Genomic DNA, 18,333 nt, shown 5'->3' with positions numbered 1-18,333 from the left:
GTCATAAGCCATCTACGTTAAGAGATCGATACCACTTTCATACCACTGTACATCCGTTGAATCCTTGCTGCCGCGACGCCTCCGCCTTGCCGCTGAGGCCGCGGAACGCCCCATTCCGGCCGTTTCCGGCATTCTCGGGTCAAGTTGGAACAGATGTCATTTTATCGGACAAAGACTACGAATCTGGGGGTCAGAGGTTCGAATCCTTTCGGGCGCGCCATTTACGAACAAAACTGGGCACTCCTGCCGGAGCTATCCCTTCTCCCATAACAAGCCGTTCAAGAACCGACCGCCTTCCGTGAATACGGATTTCCGTGTCGTCCACTTCGACATTGTCGATCATGGCGCGCAGATAGGCGCGGCGGAACGGAATAGCCCCCTCCAGCACATTGGCGCGCATGACCTCGACGGCGGCGGCGATCTTGTCTTCCGTGATCCGCGCGTCGGGTCGCAGCTCCGCGAGAGCGCGGTCATGGGCGACCTGCGCAATGTCGCGCTCGGTCTTCACCGCCGCGATCCGGTCTTTCAGCGTCGGATCGCTTGGATCGGCAATACCGTTCTCGATCGCCTGATAGAGGCGCTTCAACCGTTCGCTGGCATCGTTAAACTTGTCCTTGAGCGCCCGCATGCCAGCGCGCAGCGTTTGCTGACCGACCTTCGGCAGTTTCGCGCCGACCTGGAAACGGCAGGCGTCGATCTCGGAATGAGCGCGGAAGCCCTTGAGGCCGATCCCGGCTGGTGGGGGACGCGCCGGTACACCGCAATCAAGAATATTCAGCCCGTCTTGAGGGGAACCCGCGACAGGTTGAACATGCTGTTCAACGATCTGGTTGCCGTCGCGCAGCCGTATTGACCATGCTGTCGTCGGACATGGAAAGATTCAGCAGATGGCGCGCAAGCGCCTGCGAGGGCACGGCCACCATATTGAACTCGTTGAACGCTTTCCCCTCCAAGAACACCCCCGTGACAATTCCACACCCCTCAAGTTTACAGAATTTCATGCGTCCCCGTCAAAATTGGCAACACGCTCCCAACAGGGCAATATTGTCATGACATTGTCTGGCAATTCGTGTTATGATGGAATCAAGAGGTATCATCATGGCCACACGCGCAACCCGAACCGAAAAGCTCGATCTCAGGTTAACGCCGGAGGCAAAGCGCACGCTTGCCGCCGCCGCCCACGCCGAAAGGCGTTCGCTCAGTGACTTCGTGCTGGAAAGCGCGCTCGGCCGCGCCGAAGAAGCACTGGCAGATCGCCGCGTTTTCCAGCTCGATCCCGAGAAGTGGGAAGCTTTCATTACCGCCCTTGAAGCGCCGCCGCGCGACATGCCGCACCTGCGGAGGCTGCTCAACAAACCCGGTATCTTTTCAGGCAACGGTCCGGCGTGACCGCGTTCCGCATTGAAAAGCTCCATCGCCGTCATGCAGTCGAAGTCTTCGATTGCGGCGAAGACGCCCTGAACCGCTTCCTGATTCGGTTTGCACTTCCCAACCAGCACGCCAATGCCTCACAGACCTACATCGGATTGGCCGATGATGCAGTCATCGGCTTCTACACGCTGGTTGTCGGCGAAGCCCGCCATGACGATGCACCGGAGCGACTGATCAAAGGCCTGGCCCGCAATCCAGTACCGATCATGCTGCTCGCCCGTCTCGGCGTCAGCGTGGAGTGGCAAGGCAAGGGCGTAGGAGCGGGGCTGTTGCGCGACGCCGTCCTGCGAACCTTGCAGGCTGCTGACATCGCCGGCATCCGGGCGCTCGCCGTTCATGCAAAAGATGACGCGGCACGGAATTTTTACCGGCGTTTTGATTTCGTGGAATCCCCGACCGATCCATTGCACCTGTTCGCGCTGATAAAGGACCTCAAGCACCTGTAGCGGTGCCGCTTCAGCAGCCAGAATCATCATTCTGTAGCGTTCAAGATCGCGACCCAGTCCTGCCGCCCGCCGAGCAGGCGCAGGATGGCAACATGATCGTCCTGCGCCGTATAGACGACCAGATGCTTCTCATGGGCGTGGATTCTCACGGGCGGGTTGAACTCGGTGCGCTCCCGAGCCAATGACGGCATCACGGTGATCGTCTCGAAAACCCTGACAAGATCATCCACATAGCGATCCGCTTGCTCGATGGACCACGTTTCAGCCGTGAACCGCCAGATATCATCAAGGTCGGCGATGGCGCGCGGCGTGAGCCTGTATCGCTCGGACTTACCGGACGACATGACGCTCGCGCATACGCAGCTTGAACGCGGCTGCGTCGAACGGTTCAGCCTCGCCGCTTTCAATGCCTTCGGTGATCGCCGCCTGCAAGGCAGCTACAGCCTCCTTGCGCTCCCGGTCCTTGCGAATGAGGTCCCGGATATAATCGCTTGCATTACCATACTGCCCGTCGCGGGACTGGCTTTCGACCCATGCCTTCATCGCTTCCGGCAGGGACACATTCATCGTCGCCATCTGCATTCTCCTTTTCTCGCATCATATCATGCCATGGCGATCTTCGTCAAAATTAATGGCAAACTTTGCCATAAAGAGATGTCAGCCCTTACCCGGCACCGCCGGTTAGCGTAGGGGCAGGAACAGACGAGCCCCAATACTTTCCTTTCCGGTTGCCATCCCTTCGTCATCGACGCGGTTTTGCCGGACGGCGCTTTCTTGCAGACGCCCCTCACTTGCAGTGCAGGCATAATCCATAATTGACGATTGACGTACATCGTCAATTATGGAACAATTGGAAGATCATGATTTTGAGCTATCGGGATAAAAACACAGACCGTTTTGCAAAGGGGGAGTTCGTCAAAGCCTTTCAAGGGTTTGACGAACAGGCCGCTCGGCGGCTGTCGATCCTGAACGCGGCGCTGTCGCTCGATACGCTCCGCGCCCTACCGGGCAACCGGCTTGAAGCGCTCAAAGGGGATCGTGCCGGACAGTACTCCATTCGCATAAACCAGCAATGGCGCATCTGTTTCGAGTGGCCCCCCGGCCAAACCGGGCCGGGTAATGTTGAAATCGTGGACTATCACTGAGGAAAGGAGATCACGCCATGTTTATGAGAGCTGTTCATCCCGGCGAAATCCTCAAGGATGAGCTGGACGGGTTGGGTGTTTCGCCAACCGAGTTTGCACGGCAAATCGACGTGCCTCCGAACCGGGTCAGCCAGATCATCGCCGGCAAGCGCGCGGTGACCGGCGATACCGCCCTGCGCTTCGGGCACTGGTTCGGCACTGAACCACAGTTCTGGCTCAACCTGCAAAGCGCCTACGAAATCCGCGTTGCGGAGGAAAAGGCGGGACAGGCGATCGCGCGGCTGCCGGTTCGTGCCGGTGTGCCTGCGATGGCTGAACACCAGCCACGATAGGGACACAGGATGAATCTGCCATCTGCCGAGCATGTCATTGTCTTGTCTTCTGACGACCAGCGCCGTCTTGTCGAGGCGTTGCGCTCGCCACCTGAGCCATCGGCGGCGTTGGTGCGGGCCGCGCATAGCCATGCGACGCTGGTGAAACGGGGACAACGGAAAACCGAAGGACCGGAATCCGGTTCGACTAAGGATTGAAGGAGCGATGGACGTGAAGGGGGCAAGCAGCAGAATTCAGGGCCTTGGCGGCTTCGTATGGTCAATCGCGGAAATCCTGCGCGGTGATTTCAAGCAATCCGAATACGCGGCCGATGACCGTGCCGCCCTTCAATTTGATAAGTTGGGTCAGCAGCAATCCGACCCCGCCCGCCGCTGCATGGACCAGCGCTATGTCTCCCTCGCGAACCTCGTAAAAGGCCGACGCGAAATGGTTGGCGGTTAACCCCTGCATCATGACCGCCGCCGCAGTGCGATCATCAATGGCGTCCGGCACCGGAACGAGTGCGTAGGCTGGAACCATAACGCGCTCGGCGTAGCTCCCCGGTGCATAAACCCAAGCCACGCGGTCGCCGAGTTTAATGTGCTCAACACCATCCCCGACCGACACGACGCAGCACCGCATCTATCCCTACCTGCTGCGGCATCTCAACATTGAGCGCCCCGATCAGGTCTGGTGCGCCGACGTGACCTACATCCCCATGCGGCGCGGCTTCCTCTACCTCGTCGCCATCATGGACTGGTTCAGCCGCAAGGTGCTGGCCTGGCGGCTGTCGAACACGATGGATACCGACTTCTGCGTCGCCGCTCTGGAAGAGGCGATCGCCCGCCATGGCAGGCCCGACATCTTCAACACCGATCAGGGGAGCCAGTTCACCAGCTTCGCCTTCACCACGACGTTGAAGGATGCCGGCATCCGCATCTCCATGGACGGGCGCGGCCGGTGGATGGACAACGTCTTCATCGAGCGGCTGTGGCGCAGCCTCAAATACGAGTGCGTCTTCCTCAACGCCTTCGAGACAGGCGGTGAGGCCCGGGCTGGCATCGGTTCATGGATCGACTATTACAACCGGCGACGCCCCCACTCGACCTTCGACGGCAGGACACCCGACGAGGTCTATGCTACGGCAGAAATGATGGAGAAATTGGCGGCGTAAAAACCAACCCGATCCACCTTAGCCAAGCCGCCAAACTGTCTCACCAAGCGGGTCCACCTCAGTGATCTGGTTCGGATGAAGCTGGTGCTTCGTCGCCAGTTCCGAAATCGTCCGCTCGCCGCGGATCGCCTCAAGCGCAACCTTGGCCTTGAACTCGGCCGTAAACCGTCTGCGTGTCTTCATGCTGGATCGTCCTTTCCATCGGGCGATCCACCTTATGCCCCTGTCTCAGAAACCGGCACCACCTCTATGAGATGCTCATTACGCTGGCGCAAGATGTCTGGAGGACGACCGCTATCGACTCCTGAGTCCGCGCACCGCTCCGGTTGGCGGGCAATCAGCAACGGCCGCGTCCGTACAGGGAGGGTATATGTTTGTATGTCTTGGTTGGGGTTCACTAATCTGGTGTCAGAAGACACTTCCCATTGCGGGCGCGTGGCAGTCGGACGGTCCCGATCTGCCGATCGAGTTCGCGCGTGAATCCGGTGACAAGCGCATAACACTGGTGGTCTGTGACGGCGCTCCTGTCGTCAAGACTCTTTGGGGTGCTCTGGCCGTTCAGACACTTGACGCGGCGAAGGAGGCGCTGGCGGTCCGTGAAGGTGTGAAGCCAGCTAATATTCGATACAGCGTCGGGTGGTGGAGTCCGACAGGGGTCTCTCAACACCCTGGCGCTGAGGCGATCGCTGAATGGGCTGCGGGACGCCATCTCCAGGGCGTAGTGTGGACCGCCCTTAAGCCGAAGTTGGGATCAGACTATCGCGTGCCCACGCAGGATGAAGTGATTAAACATCTTGCGCGACTTCAAGGAACAGAACGGGATGTCGCCGAAGAATACATCCGGCTCACGCCTCGCCAAATCACGACCCCTTATCGAAAGGCCATTGAAAACGCACTTGGCTGGACCGCTACGGGACGCATCTAACGCGGTTTTGGATGAAGGAATTATATAAACGAAACAATGACATATGAGTTCCCAGTTTCGTCCTCACGGGCGCGCCATTTCAGTACAGAACTCTGAACGCCGAACGCCGCCGTTTCTACGCTTGAAGCGGCGACCAGTGTTCGCAGCAATTCCGACTTCGATCCCATGACGCGAACCTCGTCGTCGGCAACCTCAACGCGTTGCGCCAGCGGTTTCGCGAGTTCGGGTGTGCCGACCGGCCTGCAAATTGTCGGGCGAACATACGACGACACCGTGTCGGAAGCCGCAGTGGTCGGCTATCCGCACGATCTCAAGGGCCAAGGCATCTATTGCTACGTCACGCTAATGTCCGGAGTCGAGCCAAGCGATAAGTTGCGCAAGAAGTTGGTCGCACATGTGCGCCAAGAGATCGGCCCGATCGCCTCACCCGACAAGATCCAGTTCGCGCCAGGGCTGCCCAAGACCCGCTTCGGCAAGATCATGCGCCGCATCCTATGCAAGATCGCCGAGGACGATTTCGATGCGCTGGGCGACACCTCGACGCTGGCTGATCCAGCCGTGGCGGATGACCTGATTGAGAACAGGCAAAATAAAACGAGGTAACACGCAAACCCTGCCCTAAGGTCGAAATCGCCGGCCCTGCCATGGCTTCGTCCGAATTGATGGCGTCGGCACGAGCACCACGCGGCTCAAGCTCCTCCTCAAGGAGCATGAATCACAAACCAATCTCAAACGAAATCCCATACGAGTACAGAAGCTAGACCGTCTTCCGGTACTGGATGAAGCCCGGCTTGTCGGCGATCCTGTCGTAGAGCGCTTGCGCGGTCTCGTTGGTCTCGTGGGTGAGCCAGTAGACCCGGGTGGCGCCTGCCGCGGCCGCCTCCGCGTAAAGCCGCTCGATCAGGGCACGGCCGACGCCCTTGCCGCGTGCGGCGGGCACGGTGAACAGGTCGTTGAGATAGCAATAGCTCGTCGGGCTCCATGTCGAGCGGTGGAAGATGTAATGGGCGATGCCCATCAATCGGCCGTCCTCGCTAAAAGCACCAAGTCCGTGCACGGGTTCGGCGGTATCGAGGAGCCGTCGCCAGGCCGTCTCCGTAACCTCCGTGTCAACGGCGGTCGGAATCCGGACCAGCGTGGCGGAGTAAAAGCAGGCCATTGAGGTCTTGGCGCTGGCCGCTCGCGAGCGCGCTTCCACATTGCGCCGTAGCGAGCGAGCGGCCCTTTGAATCTGGAAGAACGAAGCTCAGGCGGTGGCCTGGTTTTGCTCCGCCCCGTTTGACGCGGCGGCGGCCCTGCGACCTGCGGATTGCTTGAGGCGATAGCTGTCGCCGTTCATGGTCAGGATATGAACGTGGTGGGTCAGGCGGTCGAGCAGCGCGCCGGTGAGCCGCTCGGAGCCCAAGATGGATGTCCAGTCCTCGAAGGGCAGGTTCGAGGTGACGATGGTGGAGCCACGTTCATAGCGTTGGGAGAAGACCTCGAACAGGAGTTCCGCACCGGTGGGTGACAGCGGCACGTATCCGAGTTCATCGACGATGAGCAGCTTCACGGCCTGGAGTTCGCGCTGCAGCTTCAGCAGTCGTCTCTCGTCGCGCGCTTCCATGAGCTGATGCACGAGGGCTGCCGCGGTGGTGAAGGCGACGGCGAAGCCCTTCTGGCAGGCGGCAAGGCCAAGGGCGAGCGCGATATGGGTCTTGCCGGTTCCGCTATTGCCGAGCGCGATGATGTTCTCGCGGCGCAGGATGAACTCGCAGCGGGCAAGCTCCAGCACCAGCATCTTGTTGAGCGAAGGGATGGCGGTGAAGTCGAAGGTGTCGAGGCTCTTCACAGCCGGGAACCTGGCCTGCTTGATCCTGCGCTCCACGACACGCCGTTCCCGGTCGATCAGTTCGAGTTCGACGAGACGCAGCAGGTAGCGGGGATGATCGACACCGTCGCGGGCGCACTCGCGGGCGACCTTGTCGTACTCACGCAGGACCGTCGGCAACTTCAGCTGCTTGAGATGATGGGCCAACAGCACCTGCGGCGTGCCGCTCGTCGTTCCCGCCGGCATCGTGTCCATCGGCTTCCCGCTCATGCGGCTCTTCCCGGGATGAGGATGGTGTAATCGGCCGCCGAGGTCGTCTTCACTGTGGTCTTTGGCAGGTGCGGATAGGCAGCGAGATCGAGACGGGGCGGGCGGCGCTCGACGCGAGCCAGTGCGATCTGCTTGACCGCATCGAAGCCGATCGCGCCCAGCCTGATCGCCTCGGTGACGGCATGGGTCACCACCTCTTTCGGGATCGCCTCCATCAACCGCAGCACCTGGATGAACTCGCGCTTGCCGCGATTGCCCATGCGGGCTTCCATGAGGTGACGCAGATGCTGGAAGGCTTCGGGCAGATTCCAGTCCTGCAGGGGTGCCGCCTGGTCGAGCGCATTCGGCTTGGTCTCGAGCAGCGCCAGATAATGCAGAGGATCGAAGACGAAGGTGCCCGAGCCATAGCAGCGCTGATGCCGGGCGATCTCCTCGCCGCCGAACAGGATGACAATCTCGTCGACAAAGCCCTTCACCATCACATCCTGGAAGCCATAGGCGGTCGGAACCGAGTAGTCGTTGCCGCGGTATCGCACCAGGCCCGTCGAGGAGACGCGGGCCGAGCGCTTCTCGCAAGGCTCCAGCGGCACGGCAGGCAACTCCCGGAACGCGGCAAGATCGGCGGCAAGGCGCTCGCCGATGGTCGTGGCATGGCGGCCGGCTCGTTCTGCCTGTCGCGACCGGCATCGCTCGGCCAGTATGGCGTTGAGATCGTCGAAGCTGGCGGCCATCGGGATCGGCGTCATGAAGTTCGAGCGGGCATACTTCACCAGCCCTTCGACCTTGCCCTTGTCGTTCCCCTTGCCCGGTCGGCCGAACCGGTCGCGGAACAGATAGTGGCTCACCAGCTCGGTGAACGCACGCGTTCGCTCCCGCTTGCCGTCGCCGCAGATCTTCGCCACCGCGATCCGGGTGTTGTCGTAGAGGATCGACAGCGGCACGCCGCCGAAGAAGGCGAAGGCCGAGACGTGCCCGTCCAGGAACGCCTCCGTCGTCTCCGCCGGATAGGCCTTCACGAAGGGTGCGTCCGACTGCGGCAGGTCCATGCAGAAGAAGTGAATCTTCTGCCGGACCCCGCCGATCACACCAATCGCCTCGCCAAAGTCCACCTGCGCATGACCCGGCGGATGCGACAAGGGCACGAACGTCTCGCGGCCCCTGGCTCGGGCAACCCGGACATAGTCCTTCACCACCGTGTAGCCGCCGCCATAGCCGTGCTCGTCACGAAGCCGCTCGAAGATCCGCTTCGCCGTATGCCGCTGCTTTACAGGCCCGGCGCGATCGGTTTCCAGGATCGCATCGATCACCGGCAGCAGCGGACCAAGCTTCGGCTTCACGACAGGCTTCGTGCGCGTGTAGCCCGGCGGAAGCGAGAACCGGCACATCTTCAGAACCGTCTCCCGGCTCAACCCGAAAACGCGAGCTGCCTCACGACGACTGTTGCCCTCGACAAACACGAAGTGCCGGACAGCGGCATAGACTTCCACGGCAAACATTCCCGGCCGATCCTCAAAGGGATCAGCCTAGCCAATGGACGGTTTTTACTCCGCCCGCACCAGCAGCACGCCGGCGCTCCATGGCCTAATTTGTCACCGCCCTACACACCTCCGCCGGAAGCGAGGTCTTGTAGAAGTCGAGATAACCCTGCCACAACGGCTCCCAGGCCGCCCGGTCCCCAGCTTCCAGCATCCGGATGTTCATCTTTCGCGCTCCCGTTTGACGTGTTGCGATCCGTCTCCGGCCCTGTCGTGACGGCCCGCAGGGCTTCTTCTTTCGGAGCAGGCCACGGCGAAGCCTGCCCAGGCGACGCGCCTCAGGCCTTCATTTCAGGCGTGAGGGTGGCGAGCAGCGCGGCCATCAGGCGGCCCCGCTCGGCGAGGCTTTCCGTGACGATGTGCTCAGTCAGCGTATGCGGGCCATCCCCGCGCGGTCCCAGCCCGTCGAGGGTGGGCACACCGAGCGCGCCGGTGAAGTTCCCGTCCGAGCCGCCGCCGGAGTTCTGGTGCGGGATCTCGAAACCGAGGTCCCGGGCAAGCGCGCTGGCGTGGTTGTAGAGCCCCCATGTCTCGCCGTCGGTCGTCCAGACGGGGCGGACGACGTCCTGCCCGACATGGACCTCGACAGCCGGATTCACCGGCTTCAGCGCCATCATCCTTTCGATGGCCCGGGCGAGAACCTCGTCGGTGGTGGCCGAGACCAGCACCTTCGCCTCGCAATGCGTGGGGACGCAGTTGGCCCACTGCCCGCCATGGACCACGCCGACATTGAAGCCGGCCTCGTCGTCCGTCAGGGCCTCGATGGCCAGAATCTGGTGCGCCATTTCACGCACGGCGGATCGGCCTTCGTCGAGCCTGAGGCCGGCATGGCTCGGCGAACCCCGTGTCGTCAGGTTGAAGCGGGCGATGGCGTAGCGGCCGGTGACCACGCCGCCATTGCGGCGTGCCGGCTCGGGCACGAGCACGTAGCGGCTGCGCCTCGCCTCGGCCTCGATGATGGCCCTGTTGGCGGGCGTGCCGACCTCCTCGTCGCCGGTGAACAGCACGGTGACGGGCAGCGGCGTCGTCCGGCCGATCTTCTGCAACTGGCGGATCGCCTCCACCGACAGGTAGTTGCCGGCCTTCATGTCGAGGACGCCGGGTCCGAAGCAGAATTCGCCTTCCTCGCGCCATCCGAAATGGGCGAGCGTGCCGACGGGATGGACCGTATCCATGTGACCGGCGATCAGGATGCCGGGTTCCCCCTTGCGCGGGTGGGGGAAGGTTGCCTTGACGCAGCCGGCAAAGCCGCCGCTGCCGGCGACGTGCTGGATGTCGGCGCCGAGTACGGCCAGGTCCCGCGCCGCGAGGGCGAGCATCCTCTCCACCGCGGCCTGGTCGTAGGAGGGGCTTTCCTGCTCGACCCATCGCCGGATGCCCCGGGTCATGTCATTGATGTCGAAAGGCAGTGCGGATGCGTCGAAGTCGGCTGGCGTGGAATTTTTCATGTTGCCGTATTGCTGTGCAATTTGGTTGCATTTCGCACACAATATGTCACTTAGTGAGGGCGGTCAATTTGTTCGGCGAGGACCGGACATGGTGCGGAGACAGGCATGCAGGAACGGGCCAGGGCGCGGCGCAAGCGGACCGCAGCTCCAGCAAAGGACACTGGAGCGGCAGGCGAAGACCGGCTGTTCGTGGAGGCGCTGTCCCGCGGCTTCAGGGTGCTGGAAGCATTCTCGCAAGCGCCCCGTCCGATGTCGCTCGCCGAGATCGCCGCCGTCTCCGGCATCGACAAGAGCGGCGTCCAGCGCATCGTGCATACGCTCATTCAGCTCGGCTATCTCGACAGGCAGCAGGACGGCGTCGCGCTCGGCCGCAAGCTGCTCGACCGTTCGTTCGACTATCTGCGCTCGAATCCGATCGTCCAGCTCGCGGTTCCGGTGCTGGCCGACCTGCGCCGCACGATCCAGGAACGGGTCGATCTCAGCCTTTTCGATGATCTTACAATGCATTACGTCGTGCGAATGCAGAGCAAGCGCGACACGTTCTATGCGCATCTGGTCGGCCGGCGCGTCCCCACCTTCTGTTCTTCAGGCGGCCGCTCGGTGCTCAGCCACCTGCCCGCCGACCAGGTGATGGACATCCTTCTGCGCTCGGACCGGCGCAAGCTGACACCGCGCACCACCGTGGAGATCGACGACATACTGGCCAAGATCGAGCAGGTGCGCACGTCCGGCTATTCGCTCGCCATTGAGGAGGTTCTCGTCGGCGAGGTCGCCGTCGCCGCCGCCGTGCTCGACCGCGCCGGCATGCCGATCGGCGCCATCCACGTCGCCGGCTCGCTGGCGGAGTGGGAACCGGACGACTTCGTGGCGCGCGCCGGCCCGCTCGTCACCGCCGCCGCCGCGGGCCTGCGCCAGTTCTAGCGCCAACCTGGCAGCAGGCCGCCGCTGCTGCTGCGCCCGTTGCCGGCAGATCTTTTCCCGAATCCGTTCGCGCTTGTCCCGATTTGTCCGCCCGCGGCCTCCGGTCGCCGGCGTTTTGCTTGACAAGGGAGGTTTGCGCTGCATAGTTTGAAATATGCACTTCAAGTATATCGCTCTGCGATATGACAAAGGGAACCACCGTGGAAGAGCTGTCAAAACAGGTCGCCAAGGGGAGTGAAGCACCGACGTTGCTGAGCGTTTCCGGTATCTCGTACGACTATTCCGGCATGAATGCCGTTACCGACTGCTCCCTGAGCATCGCCGCCGGAGGGATCACCGCGCTGATCGGCGGCAATGGCGCGGGCAAGACCACGAGCGTCAAGATGATCGCCGGTGCGTTGCGGCCGCGATCCGGCTCGATCATCTTCGATGGCGTCGACATTACCGCGAGCCCCGCCCACGAGACGGTGGAGCTGGGACTGGCGCTGGTGCCGGAAGGACGGCTCGTCTTTCAGCACCTGACCGTTCTCGAGAACCTTCTGGTCAGCGGTCATGTCCGCCGGGCGCACGCGCGCCTTCAGGCCAACCTCGAGCGGGTGTTCGATCTTTTCCCTCGCCTCGGCGAACGGCGTTCCCAGAATGCCGGCTCTCTTTCCGGCGGCGAGCAGCAGATGCTGGCGATCGGCCGCGGACTGATGACCAATCCGCGCCTGCTGATCCTCGACGAGCCGTCGCTCGGCCTCAGCCCCATTCTCGTTTCGTCGATCTTCTCGCTCGTGCGCAAGCTGAACGAGGAAAGCATCAGCGTGCTTCTGGTCGAGCAGAACGTGCACCAGACGCTGGCGATCGCCGACTACGGCTATGTCCTCGAAAAGGGCGGAGTGGTTCAGCACGGCGAGGGGAGAAGCCTCCTCGTCGATCCGAAGGTGAAGGAAGCATATCTCGGTTTCGCATAGGTGCGAGCCGGGTAAGACAATGGGAGACGGATCATGGACAGACGCAGTTTCTTGAAGACGGGCGCGGCGCTTGCCGTTGCCGGCGCAATGCCTTCGGTGGCGCGGGCGCAGGAAGGCACCATCACGTTCGGCGGCTCGGTTCCGATGACCGGCTCCGCCGCCGAAACCGGTCTCAACGTTCTCTACGGCTATCGCTGCGCCGTGAAGTATATCAACGAGGAGATGGGCGGCGTCGAGATCGGCGGGCAGAAGTACAAGCTCGACCTGAGCCTGTTCGACGACGCCTCCGACCCGGCGCGGGCGACCACGCTGATCCAGCGCCAGGTCGACGAGGGCATCGGCTTCTTCCTCGGCTCGTTCGGCTCCAACATCGTGCTGCCGACCTGCGCCATCACGGAAGGCGCGGGCCGCATCATGGTCCAGGCCGGCGGCGGCTCCGACCTGATCTTCACGCAGGGCCGCAAGCGCGTGTTCGGCATCTTCCCGCGCGCCTCGCTGCAATTCGTCTCGTCGGTCAACATGTTCAAGGCGCTCGAGCCGAAGGTCGGCAAGATCTCGATCATGTACACCAACGACGCCTTCTCCGAGTTCCAGGCGGCCGGCGCGCGCAAGACCATCGAGGAAGCCGGCATCGAGGTCATCGACTACATCGCCCTGCCGGCGCAGGTCTCCGACGTGTCGAACGTCCTGACCACCATCCGCCAGAACACGCCCGACATTCTCGTCTGCACCACGCATGACGAGACCTCGACCCTCATCACCCGGCAGATGGTGGCGACCAACACCAACGTACCGATGCTCTACCAGACGCTCGGGCCGCAGACGGCCGGCTACCGCGACGCGCTCGGCAACTACGCCAACGGCGTCGTCACCCAGGCCTACTGGTCGGAGCGCGCCACGTTCGAGTGCGAGTATTTCGGCTCGGCGGCCAAGTTCGCCGAGTACTACGCCGCCAATTTCGACCGCACCCTGACCTATCACATGGCGAGCGGCGCGGTCTGCATCCTGGCCTATGTCCAGGCGGCGAAGATCGCCGGCTCGCTCGACGTCGATGCGGTTCGCGACGCGCTCTCGGGGCTCGACTACAACTGCTTCTACGGCCATCTGCGCTTCACGCCCGAAGGCGACGGCGATCCGGCGCTGCTCGGCCCGCTTCTCGTCCAGCGCCAGGCCGGCGAGATCGAGGTCATCGCGCCGGCAGATGTCGCCTCCGCCCCGGTGATCTATCCTGCGCCCTCCTGGCAGGACCGCGCCTGACCGCGCAAACCGCCCGCCCCGGCCGCCGCGACGGTGCGGCCGGGGCGGGGACTTCCCATACCCTTGATGACCAGCAGCAGAGAGACATTCGATGCCATCGCTCCCCGTACTGGAACTCGGTCCCGATCCGCGGGAGCGCGGCCGCATTCACGGCGAAACGTTGGGCGTGGCCGTCCGTGACAATATCGAGACCTATCTCGCCCGTTTCGAGGTCGCCGGCGCATCGCGCAGCTCGGTCCTGAAGCAGAGCGAGGAATGGCTCGCCTTCATGCGCGGCGACAACGCCGAATATGCCGAGGAGATGGCGGCGATCGCCGCCTCGGCCGGGGTCTCGGAAACCGAGATCGCCATGCTCAACGCGCGTTTCGAGATCACCTATCTCGCCTTCGGCTCCGAGGCGCGCAGCGCCAACCGCAAGCTGGAGCAGGAAGGCTGCACCTCCTTCGGGCTGATGCCGGAGGCGACCGCCTCGGGCAAGACCCTGCTGTGCCAGAACTGGGACTGGCTGGAGAAGGTCCGCGGCCGCACCTATGTCCAGCGTATCCGCCGCTCCTCGACGCCCGGCGAGGGCAAACCGGACATGGTCGGCTTCAGCGAAGCCGGCATCGTCGGTTCCAAGATGGGCGTCAACGCCGCCGGCATCGGCCTGTGCGTCAACGGGCTGGTGACGCCGATGGACGGCACGACCGGCCTGCGCAAGCCGTTCCATGTCCGCTGCCGCGAGATACTCGACGCCTGGCGCTACGACCAGGCGCTGACGCCGGTGGTGCAGACCGACCGCACCGCCTCGAGCAATTTCCTGATCGGCCACGCCGACGGCGAGATCATCGACATCGAGGCGACGCCGGAATTCTGCTCCTACATCTATCCGGTCGACGGCCTCGTCGTTCATGCCAACCATCTGGTGAAGGAGGCCCGCACCACCTCGCAAATGGAGCGCCTCTCGGCCAACACGCTCTATCGCGGGCCGCGGCTCGACCGCATCCTGCGCAAGGACCTGGGCAGGCTCGACAAGGCGAAGATCGTCGCCGCGCTGCAGGACGACTTCTCGACGCCGGCTGCCATCTGCCGCCTTGCCGACCTTTCGCTGCCGCCGGAGAAGCGGGTGATCACGGTTGCCGGCGTCATCGTCGACCTCAACGACCGCGTCCTGCACGTCAGCGACGGCCCGCCCAGCGAAGCCCCCTTCGTCGCATATCCACTCTATCCCGAACGGCCGGGCTCCGGTGCCGTATAGGAGGAACTGTCCATGGACGACATGACACCGATCGAGTGGCCGAACGGCGCGCGCTGTGCCGTGATGCTGACCTTCGACTTCGACGCCGAGACGCTGTGGCTCTCGCGCGACCCCGACAATGCGCGCCGGCCGGGCGTGCTGTCGCAGGGCGTCTATGGCGGCAAGACCGGCGTGCCGAAGATCCTCGAGCTCCTGCGCGAGGAGGAACTGAAGGCGACGTTCTTCATTCCCGGCTGGACCGCGGAGAAGTATGTAGACCGCGTCGAGGCGATCGCGGCCGGCGGCCACGAGATCGGCCACCACGGCTACCTGCACGAATGGATCGATCCCGACTTCCCCGAGAAGGAGAAGGAGGCGCTGGAGAAGGGGCTGGAGTCGCTGCGCAAGACCGTCGGCGTCAGGCCGGCCGGCTATCGCTCGCCCGCCGGCGAGACGTCGCAGAACATGATCGGCCTGCTGAAGGAATACGGCTTCCTCTACGACAGCTCGCTGATGGATCAGGTCAGTCCCTACCGGCACGTGCTGCCGGACGGCTCCGAGGGTCCGGTCGAGCTTCCGTGGCACTGGAGCCTGGACGATGCGCCCTACGCGCTGTTCGCGATCAAGTCACCGCGCCCGATCTTCACCAACGAGCACATCCTGAGCATCTGGAAAGAGGAGTTCAAGGAGATCTACCGCTGGGGCGGCCTCGTCAACATCGTCACCCATCCCCAGGTCATCGGCCGGCCGTCGCGCCTGGCGATGCTGCGGGAGTTCATCGCCTTCGTGCGCCGCTATCCGAACGTCTGGTTCGCCACCGGGCAGGACGTGGCGAATGCATGGGCGGCCAAGGCCCCAACCAAAGCCAAGACGCCGTAGGGGATCGAAGGCCATGCTGTTCCTGCAAACGACACTGAACGGTCTGGTTCTGGGCGGCATCTACTCGCTCGCCGCGGTGGGGTTCTCGCTGGTGTTCGGCGTGCTCGGCATCGTCAACCTGACCCACGGTATCTTCGTCATCGCGGGCGCCTACGCGGCGATGGTCCTCTATGCCAGGCTGGGGCTGGACCCGCTGCTCGCCATGCTGCCGATCGGGGCGGTGCTGTTCGCAGTCGGCTACGCCTATCAGCGCACCGTCATCCAGTGGGCCATCTCGCGCGCCTCGCTGGTGGCGTCGCTGGTCGTCACCTTCGGCGTCGCCATGATCGGCCGCAACCTGCTGCAACTCGTCTTCGGGCCGGACACGCATACGATCACGCCGTCCTACAGCTTCTCCAGCGTGACCTTCGGTCCGTTGCAGATCGACGTCGTGCGCCTCGTCGCGCTGGGGGCGAGCCTCGTCCTCCTGATCGCGCTCGCGCTGGTCCTGTCGCGGACGCATTTCGGCCGCGCCATCCGCGCCACCGCGCAGCAGCCGCTGGCGGCGCAGCTCTCGGGGCTCAATGTCCGCAACCTGCACGGCCTGACGTTCGGCCTCGGTGCCGCGCTCGCCGGCGCATCGGGCGCCATCATCGGCATCATCCAACCGTTCAGCTCGGCGAGCGAGGTCGCCTGGACGCTCAACGCCTTCATCGTCGTGGTGCTCGGCGGCATCGGCAGCCCGGCCGGCGCGCTGGTCGGCGGCCTGCTTCTCGGCCTGATCAACGCCTACACCGCCCAGTATATCGGACCCTCGCTCACCCAGGCGGCGATGTTCCTGGTTCTGGTGATCATGCTGATGGTGCGTCCCAACGGCCTGCTCGGCAACGCCTTCGGAGAAAGCCGATGAACCGCTCCCTCGCTTTGCTTCTCGGCCTTGCCGCAGTGGTCGTCATCGCCGTCCTGCCGATCTGGATGGGGCCATTCTATACCCGCGTCGCCCAGCTCTTCTTCTTCTCGGCCGGGCTCGCCATCGCTTGGAACATCCTCGGCGGCTTCTCCGGTTATTGGAGCTTCGGCCACACGGCCTTCATCGGCATGGGCGCCTTCGCCGCCGCCCATCTCGTCGGCCAGATCGGGCCGGTGGGCTCCGGCCCGTGGTCGATGATCGTGCCGGTGGTGTTCGCGGGGCTGCTGTGCGGGCTGTTCGCGCTGGTCATCGCCTATCCGATCCTGCGCCTGCGCGGCATCTACTTCGCCATCGCCATGCTCGGCGTCGGCCAGGTCGTCGGCGAGCTGGTCAACAACATCCGCTGGTTCCAGGGTGGCGTCGGCGTGTTCCTCGCCGCGCCCGTGCCCGCCGGCATGCCGCCGGAGGACTTCTTCTACTACGTCTTCGCCGCCCTGCTGATCGTCTGTTTCGTCGTCTCGGTGCTGGTGCGCAACTCGCGCTTCGGCTATGCGCTGCTGGCCGTGCGCGAGGACGAGGACACCGCCATGATGCTCGGCGTCGCCACGGAGCGCTACAAGATACTGGCGTTCGTCCTGTCGGCGACGCTGGTCGGAACCCTCGGCGCGGTCTACGGCTACAGCGTCGGCTATTTCACGACCTACACCGTCTTCCGCCTCGATTTCAGCCTCAACATGATCGTTTTCTGCCTGATCGGCGGCATCGGCACCCTGTTCGGGCCGATCATCGGCACTGCCATCATGCTGTTCCTGACGCAGGTACTCCTGTCGCGCTTCCTCGACATCCACCTCTTGATCACCGGCGCGCTCGTCGTCGCCATCATCCTGCTCGTGCCGGGCGGCATACTGGGCGCGGTGAAGCAGAAATTCGCCCGCCGCGCGCCGGCCGCAAAGAGCGTGGAGGCATGACGATGAGCGAGATCATCCTTTCCGGCCGCGGCGTGGTCAAGCGGTTCGCCGGCCTGACGGCGACCGAGAATGTCGATTTCGACATCCCCGCCGGTGCGATCTACGGCCTGATCGGCCCCAACGGCGCCGGCAAGTCGACACTGTTCAACCTGATCACCGGCTATTACGCGCTGAGCGAGGGGGAGATCCGCTTCAAGGGCCAGTCGCTCGCCGGCATCCCGACCTATCGCCGCAACCAGATGGGCATCGCCCGCGCTTTCCAGATCTCCAAGCCGTTCCCGGCGCTCACGGTGCGCGAGAACATACGTGTCGGCGCGATGTTCGGCCGGCCGGAAAAGGTCGATCATGAAAAGGTCGTCGACGAGGCGCTCGCCATCACCGGCATCACCGACATCGCCGACCGGACCGCCGAGGGGCTGACCGTCGGCACGCTGCGCAAGCTGGAGATCGCCCGCGCCATCGCCACGCGGCCGAGCCTGCTGCTCGCCGACGAGCCCTGCGCCGGCCTCAACCCGACCGAGACGCAGGAAATGGTCAACTGCCTGCGCAATGTCCGCAACAAGGGCATCACCGTCTGGCTGGTCGAGCACGACATGAAGGCCGTGACCAGCATCTGCGACCGCATCATCGTCATCGATGCCGGCCGCAAGATCGCCGAGGGAACGCCGGCCGAAGTGGTGTCCGACCCCAAGGTGATCTCGGCCTATCTCGGCGCGCCCGTCGAGGAGCCGGCTGCCTGACGGTCATGCTT

22 protein-coding genes and 4 pseudogenes are annotated in these 18,333 nt (G+C 63.5%); 17 read left to right on the top strand and 9 right to left on the bottom strand.

The genetic code is table 11. The features are described 5' to 3' along the window. Window positions 1-190: 190 nt before the first annotated feature. Window positions 191-628, bottom strand: a complete 438-nt coding sequence (locus M9945_RS04185) for a hypothetical protein (protein WP_367943527.1) — start codon at window positions 626-628, stop codon at window positions 191-193. Window positions 629-643: 15 nt separating this feature from the next. Here M9945_RS04185 and M9945_RS04180 point away from each other — a divergent pair, with 15 nt between their 5' ends. The 3 genes from M9945_RS04180 (at window position 644) to M9945_RS04170 (ending at window position 1,877) form a co-directional block, all read left to right on the top strand. Continuing rightward, on the top strand, window positions 644-853 hold the full coding sequence (locus tag M9945_RS04180) for a hypothetical protein (RefSeq protein WP_367943526.1): 210 nt from the start codon (window positions 644-646) through the stop codon (window positions 851-853). Between the two features lie 245 nt (window positions 854-1,098). Then, window positions 1,099-1,389, top strand: coding sequence for a DUF1778 domain-containing protein (locus tag M9945_RS04175; RefSeq protein WP_367943525.1), 291 nt, complete (start codon window positions 1,099-1,101; stop codon window positions 1,387-1,389). Further along, window positions 1,386-1,877: a GNAT family N-acetyltransferase gene (locus M9945_RS04170; RefSeq protein ID WP_367943524.1), complete on the top strand. Its 492-nt coding sequence runs from the start codon at window positions 1,386-1,388 to the stop codon at window positions 1,875-1,877. The genes M9945_RS04175 and M9945_RS04170 overlap by 4 nt, the downstream gene beginning before the upstream one ends. A 26-nt stretch (window positions 1,878-1,903) precedes the next feature. Here the strand turns inward: M9945_RS04170 and M9945_RS04165 are convergent, their stop codons facing one another. Further along, window positions 1,904-2,221: a type II toxin-antitoxin system RelE/ParE family toxin gene (locus M9945_RS04165; RefSeq protein WP_367943523.1), complete on the bottom strand. Its 318-nt coding sequence runs from the start codon at window positions 2,219-2,221 to the stop codon at window positions 1,904-1,906. Continuing rightward, complete coding sequence (locus M9945_RS04160) at window positions 2,208-2,453, bottom strand: type II toxin-antitoxin system ParD family antitoxin (protein WP_367943522.1); 246 nt, start codon at window positions 2,451-2,453, stop codon at window positions 2,208-2,210. The genes M9945_RS04165 and M9945_RS04160 overlap by 14 nt, the downstream gene beginning before the upstream one ends. Before the next feature lie 284 nt (window positions 2,454-2,737). Between M9945_RS04160 and M9945_RS04155 the strand changes: the two genes are divergently transcribed. From M9945_RS04155 to M9945_RS04145, 3 genes are read left to right on the top strand one after another with little or no spacing between them, the layout of a single operon-like run. Then, window positions 2,738-3,022, top strand: coding sequence for a type II toxin-antitoxin system RelE/ParE family toxin (locus M9945_RS04155; RefSeq protein ID WP_367944756.1), 285 nt, complete (start codon window positions 2,738-2,740; stop codon window positions 3,020-3,022). 17 nt (window positions 3,023-3,039) lie between these two features. Beyond that, window positions 3,040-3,354: a HigA family addiction module antitoxin gene (locus tag M9945_RS04150; protein ID WP_367943521.1), complete on the top strand. Its 315-nt coding sequence runs from the start codon at window positions 3,040-3,042 to the stop codon at window positions 3,352-3,354. Between the two features lie 9 nt (window positions 3,355-3,363). Then, window positions 3,364-3,552, top strand: a complete 189-nt coding sequence (locus tag M9945_RS04145; protein ID WP_367943520.1) for a DUF1778 domain-containing protein — start codon at window positions 3,364-3,366, stop codon at window positions 3,550-3,552. Window positions 3,553-3,655: 103 nt separating this feature from the next. Here M9945_RS04145 and M9945_RS04140 read toward each other — a convergent pair. Then, window positions 3,656-3,964, bottom strand: a pseudogene (locus M9945_RS04140) (quinone oxidoreductase); the annotation flags it as partial. A 1-nt stretch (window position 3,965) separates the two neighbouring features. Between M9945_RS04140 and M9945_RS04135 the strand changes: the two are divergent. After that, window positions 3,966-4,508 (top strand): annotated as a pseudogene (locus M9945_RS04135) (IS3 family transposase); the annotation flags it as partial. A 72-nt stretch (window positions 4,509-4,580) separates the two neighbouring features. Here M9945_RS04135 and M9945_RS04130 read toward each other — a convergent pair. Next, a pseudogene (locus tag M9945_RS04130) lies at window positions 4,581-4,691 on the bottom strand (transposase); the annotation flags it as partial. Window positions 4,692-4,878: 187 nt separating this feature from the next. Between M9945_RS04130 and M9945_RS04125 the strand changes: the two are divergent. Both M9945_RS04125 and M9945_RS04120 read left to right on the top strand, forming a co-directional pair. Beyond that, a complete protein-coding gene (locus M9945_RS04125) occupies window positions 4,879-5,433 on the top strand; it encodes a hypothetical protein (protein WP_367943519.1) in 555 nt (184 codons plus the stop codon). 273 nt (window positions 5,434-5,706) lie between these two features. After that, window positions 5,707-6,036: pseudogene (locus M9945_RS04120) on the top strand (acetyl-coenzyme A synthetase); the annotation flags it as partial. 154 nt (window positions 6,037-6,190) lie between these two features. Here M9945_RS04120 and M9945_RS04115 read toward each other — a convergent pair. The 4 genes from M9945_RS04115 to M9945_RS04100 form a co-directional block, all read right to left on the bottom strand. After that, window positions 6,191-6,592, bottom strand: coding sequence for a GNAT family N-acetyltransferase (locus M9945_RS04115; protein ID WP_367943518.1), 402 nt, complete (start codon window positions 6,590-6,592; stop codon window positions 6,191-6,193). An 87-nt stretch (window positions 6,593-6,679) separates the two neighbouring features. Then, a complete protein-coding gene (istB, locus tag M9945_RS04110; protein ID WP_367943517.1) occupies window positions 6,680-7,513 on the bottom strand; it encodes an IS21-like element helper ATPase IstB in 834 nt (277 codons plus the stop codon). Next, complete coding sequence (gene istA / locus M9945_RS04105) at window positions 7,510-9,009, bottom strand: IS21 family transposase (RefSeq protein ID WP_367943516.1); 1,500 nt, start codon at window positions 9,007-9,009, stop codon at window positions 7,510-7,512. Before istA ends, istB begins: the two co-directional genes overlap by 4 nt. 317 nt (window positions 9,010-9,326) lie before the next feature. After that, entirely contained in the window at window positions 9,327-10,496 is a 1,170-nt protein-coding gene (locus M9945_RS04100) for a M20/M25/M40 family metallo-hydrolase (RefSeq protein WP_367943515.1), read from the bottom strand. A gap of 105 nt (window positions 10,497-10,601) precedes the next feature. On the opposite strand from M9945_RS04100, the gene M9945_RS04095 reads away from it, so the two are divergent. The 8 genes from M9945_RS04095 to M9945_RS04060 all read left to right on the top strand — a co-directional run bounded on the left by M9945_RS04095 (window position 10,602) and on the right by M9945_RS04060 (window position 18,322). Then, complete coding sequence (locus M9945_RS04095; RefSeq protein ID WP_367943514.1) at window positions 10,602-11,417, top strand: IclR family transcriptional regulator; 816 nt, start codon at window positions 10,602-10,604, stop codon at window positions 11,415-11,417. 287 nt (window positions 11,418-11,704) lie between these two features. Then, on the top strand, window positions 11,705-12,373 hold the full coding sequence (locus tag M9945_RS04090) for an ABC transporter ATP-binding protein (protein ID WP_367928536.1): 669 nt from the start codon (window positions 11,705-11,707) through the stop codon (window positions 12,371-12,373). 33 nt (window positions 12,374-12,406) lie between these two features. Beyond that, window positions 12,407-13,630, top strand: coding sequence for an ABC transporter substrate-binding protein (locus M9945_RS04085; RefSeq protein ID WP_367943513.1), 1,224 nt, complete (start codon window positions 12,407-12,409; stop codon window positions 13,628-13,630). 91 nt (window positions 13,631-13,721) lie between these two features. Continuing rightward, the gene (locus tag M9945_RS04080) at window positions 13,722-14,867 is read left to right on the top strand and encodes a C45 family autoproteolytic acyltransferase/hydolase (RefSeq protein ID WP_367943512.1); all 1,146 of its coding nucleotides are present in this window, start codon (window positions 13,722-13,724) and stop codon (window positions 14,865-14,867) included. 12 nt (window positions 14,868-14,879) lie between these two features. Then, entirely contained in the window at window positions 14,880-15,725 is an 846-nt protein-coding gene (locus M9945_RS04075; RefSeq protein WP_367943511.1) for a polysaccharide deacetylase, read from the top strand. Window positions 15,726-15,738: 13 nt separating this feature from the next. Next, window positions 15,739-16,614: a branched-chain amino acid ABC transporter permease gene (locus M9945_RS04070; protein WP_367943510.1), complete on the top strand. Its 876-nt coding sequence runs from the start codon at window positions 15,739-15,741 to the stop codon at window positions 16,612-16,614. Further along, window positions 16,611-17,582 carry a branched-chain amino acid ABC transporter permease gene (locus M9945_RS04065; protein ID WP_367943509.1) on the top strand — a complete coding sequence of 324 codons (972 nt, stop codon included), beginning with the start codon at window positions 16,611-16,613 and terminating at the stop codon, window positions 17,580-17,582. Before M9945_RS04070 ends, M9945_RS04065 begins: the two co-directional genes overlap by 4 nt. 2 nt (window positions 17,583-17,584) lie before the next feature. Beyond that, a complete protein-coding gene (locus tag M9945_RS04060; protein ID WP_367943508.1) occupies window positions 17,585-18,322 on the top strand; it encodes an ABC transporter ATP-binding protein in 738 nt (245 codons plus the stop codon). Window positions 18,323-18,333 lie beyond the last annotated feature (11 nt).

Origin of the sequence: Aquamicrobium sp., assembly GCF_023954335.1 — a bacterium.
Lineage (GTDB): Bacteria > Pseudomonadota > Alphaproteobacteria > Rhizobiales > Rhizobiaceae > Aerobium.
The sequence above is the reverse complement of the archived record's forward strand: the minus strand, read 5'-3'. Positions and strand labels throughout refer to the sequence as shown.

Bases quoted from the DNA above. Each gene is read 5' to 3' on its own strand.
- M9945_RS04155 (WP_367944756.1), top strand. From the start codon at position 2,738: ATGATTTTGAGCTATCGGGATAAAAACACAGACCGTTTTGCAAAGGGG.
- M9945_RS04115 (WP_367943518.1), bottom strand. From the start codon at position 6,592: ATGGCCTGCTTTTACTCCGCCACGCTGGTCCGGATTCCGACCGCCGTT.
- M9945_RS04070 (WP_367943510.1), top strand. From the start codon at position 15,739: ATGCTGTTCCTGCAAACGACACTGAACGGTCTGGTTCTGGGCGGCATC.
- M9945_RS04160 (WP_367943522.1), bottom strand. From the start codon at position 2,453: ATGGCGACGATGAATGTGTCCCTGCCGGAAGCGATGAAGGCATGGGTC.
- istB (WP_367943517.1), bottom strand. From the start codon at position 7,513: ATGAGCGGGAAGCCGATGGACACGATGCCGGCGGGAACGACGAGCGGC.
- M9945_RS04075 (WP_367943511.1), top strand. From the start codon at position 14,880: ATGGACGACATGACACCGATCGAGTGGCCGAACGGCGCGCGCTGTGCC.
- M9945_RS04100 (WP_367943515.1), bottom strand. From the start codon at position 10,496: ATGAAAAATTCCACGCCAGCCGACTTCGACGCATCCGCACTGCCTTTC.
- M9945_RS04085 (WP_367943513.1), top strand. From the start codon at position 12,407: ATGGACAGACGCAGTTTCTTGAAGACGGGCGCGGCGCTTGCCGTTGCC.
- M9945_RS04065 (WP_367943509.1), top strand. From the start codon at position 16,611: ATGAACCGCTCCCTCGCTTTGCTTCTCGGCCTTGCCGCAGTGGTCGTC.
- M9945_RS04185 (WP_367943527.1), bottom strand. From the start codon at position 628: ATGCGGGCGCTCAAGGACAAGTTTAACGATGCCAGCGAACGGTTGAAG.
- M9945_RS04145 (WP_367943520.1), top strand. From the start codon at position 3,364: ATGAATCTGCCATCTGCCGAGCATGTCATTGTCTTGTCTTCTGACGAC.
- M9945_RS04060 (WP_367943508.1), top strand. From the start codon at position 17,585: ATGAGCGAGATCATCCTTTCCGGCCGCGGCGTGGTCAAGCGGTTCGCC.
- istA (WP_367943516.1), bottom strand. From the start codon at position 9,009: ATGTTTGCCGTGGAAGTCTATGCCGCTGTCCGGCACTTCGTGTTTGTC.
- M9945_RS04125 (WP_367943519.1), top strand. From the start codon at position 4,879: ATGTTTGTATGTCTTGGTTGGGGTTCACTAATCTGGTGTCAGAAGACA.
- M9945_RS04090 (WP_367928536.1), top strand. From the start codon at position 11,705: ATGAATGCCGTTACCGACTGCTCCCTGAGCATCGCCGCCGGAGGGATC.
- M9945_RS04150 (WP_367943521.1), top strand. From the start codon at position 3,040: ATGTTTATGAGAGCTGTTCATCCCGGCGAAATCCTCAAGGATGAGCTG.
- M9945_RS04175 (WP_367943525.1), top strand. From the start codon at position 1,099: ATGGCCACACGCGCAACCCGAACCGAAAAGCTCGATCTCAGGTTAACG.
- M9945_RS04080 (WP_367943512.1), top strand. From the start codon at position 13,722: ATGCCATCGCTCCCCGTACTGGAACTCGGTCCCGATCCGCGGGAGCGC.
- M9945_RS04165 (WP_367943523.1), bottom strand. From the start codon at position 2,221: ATGTCGTCCGGTAAGTCCGAGCGATACAGGCTCACGCCGCGCGCCATC.
- M9945_RS04095 (WP_367943514.1), top strand. From the start codon at position 10,602: ATGCAGGAACGGGCCAGGGCGCGGCGCAAGCGGACCGCAGCTCCAGCA.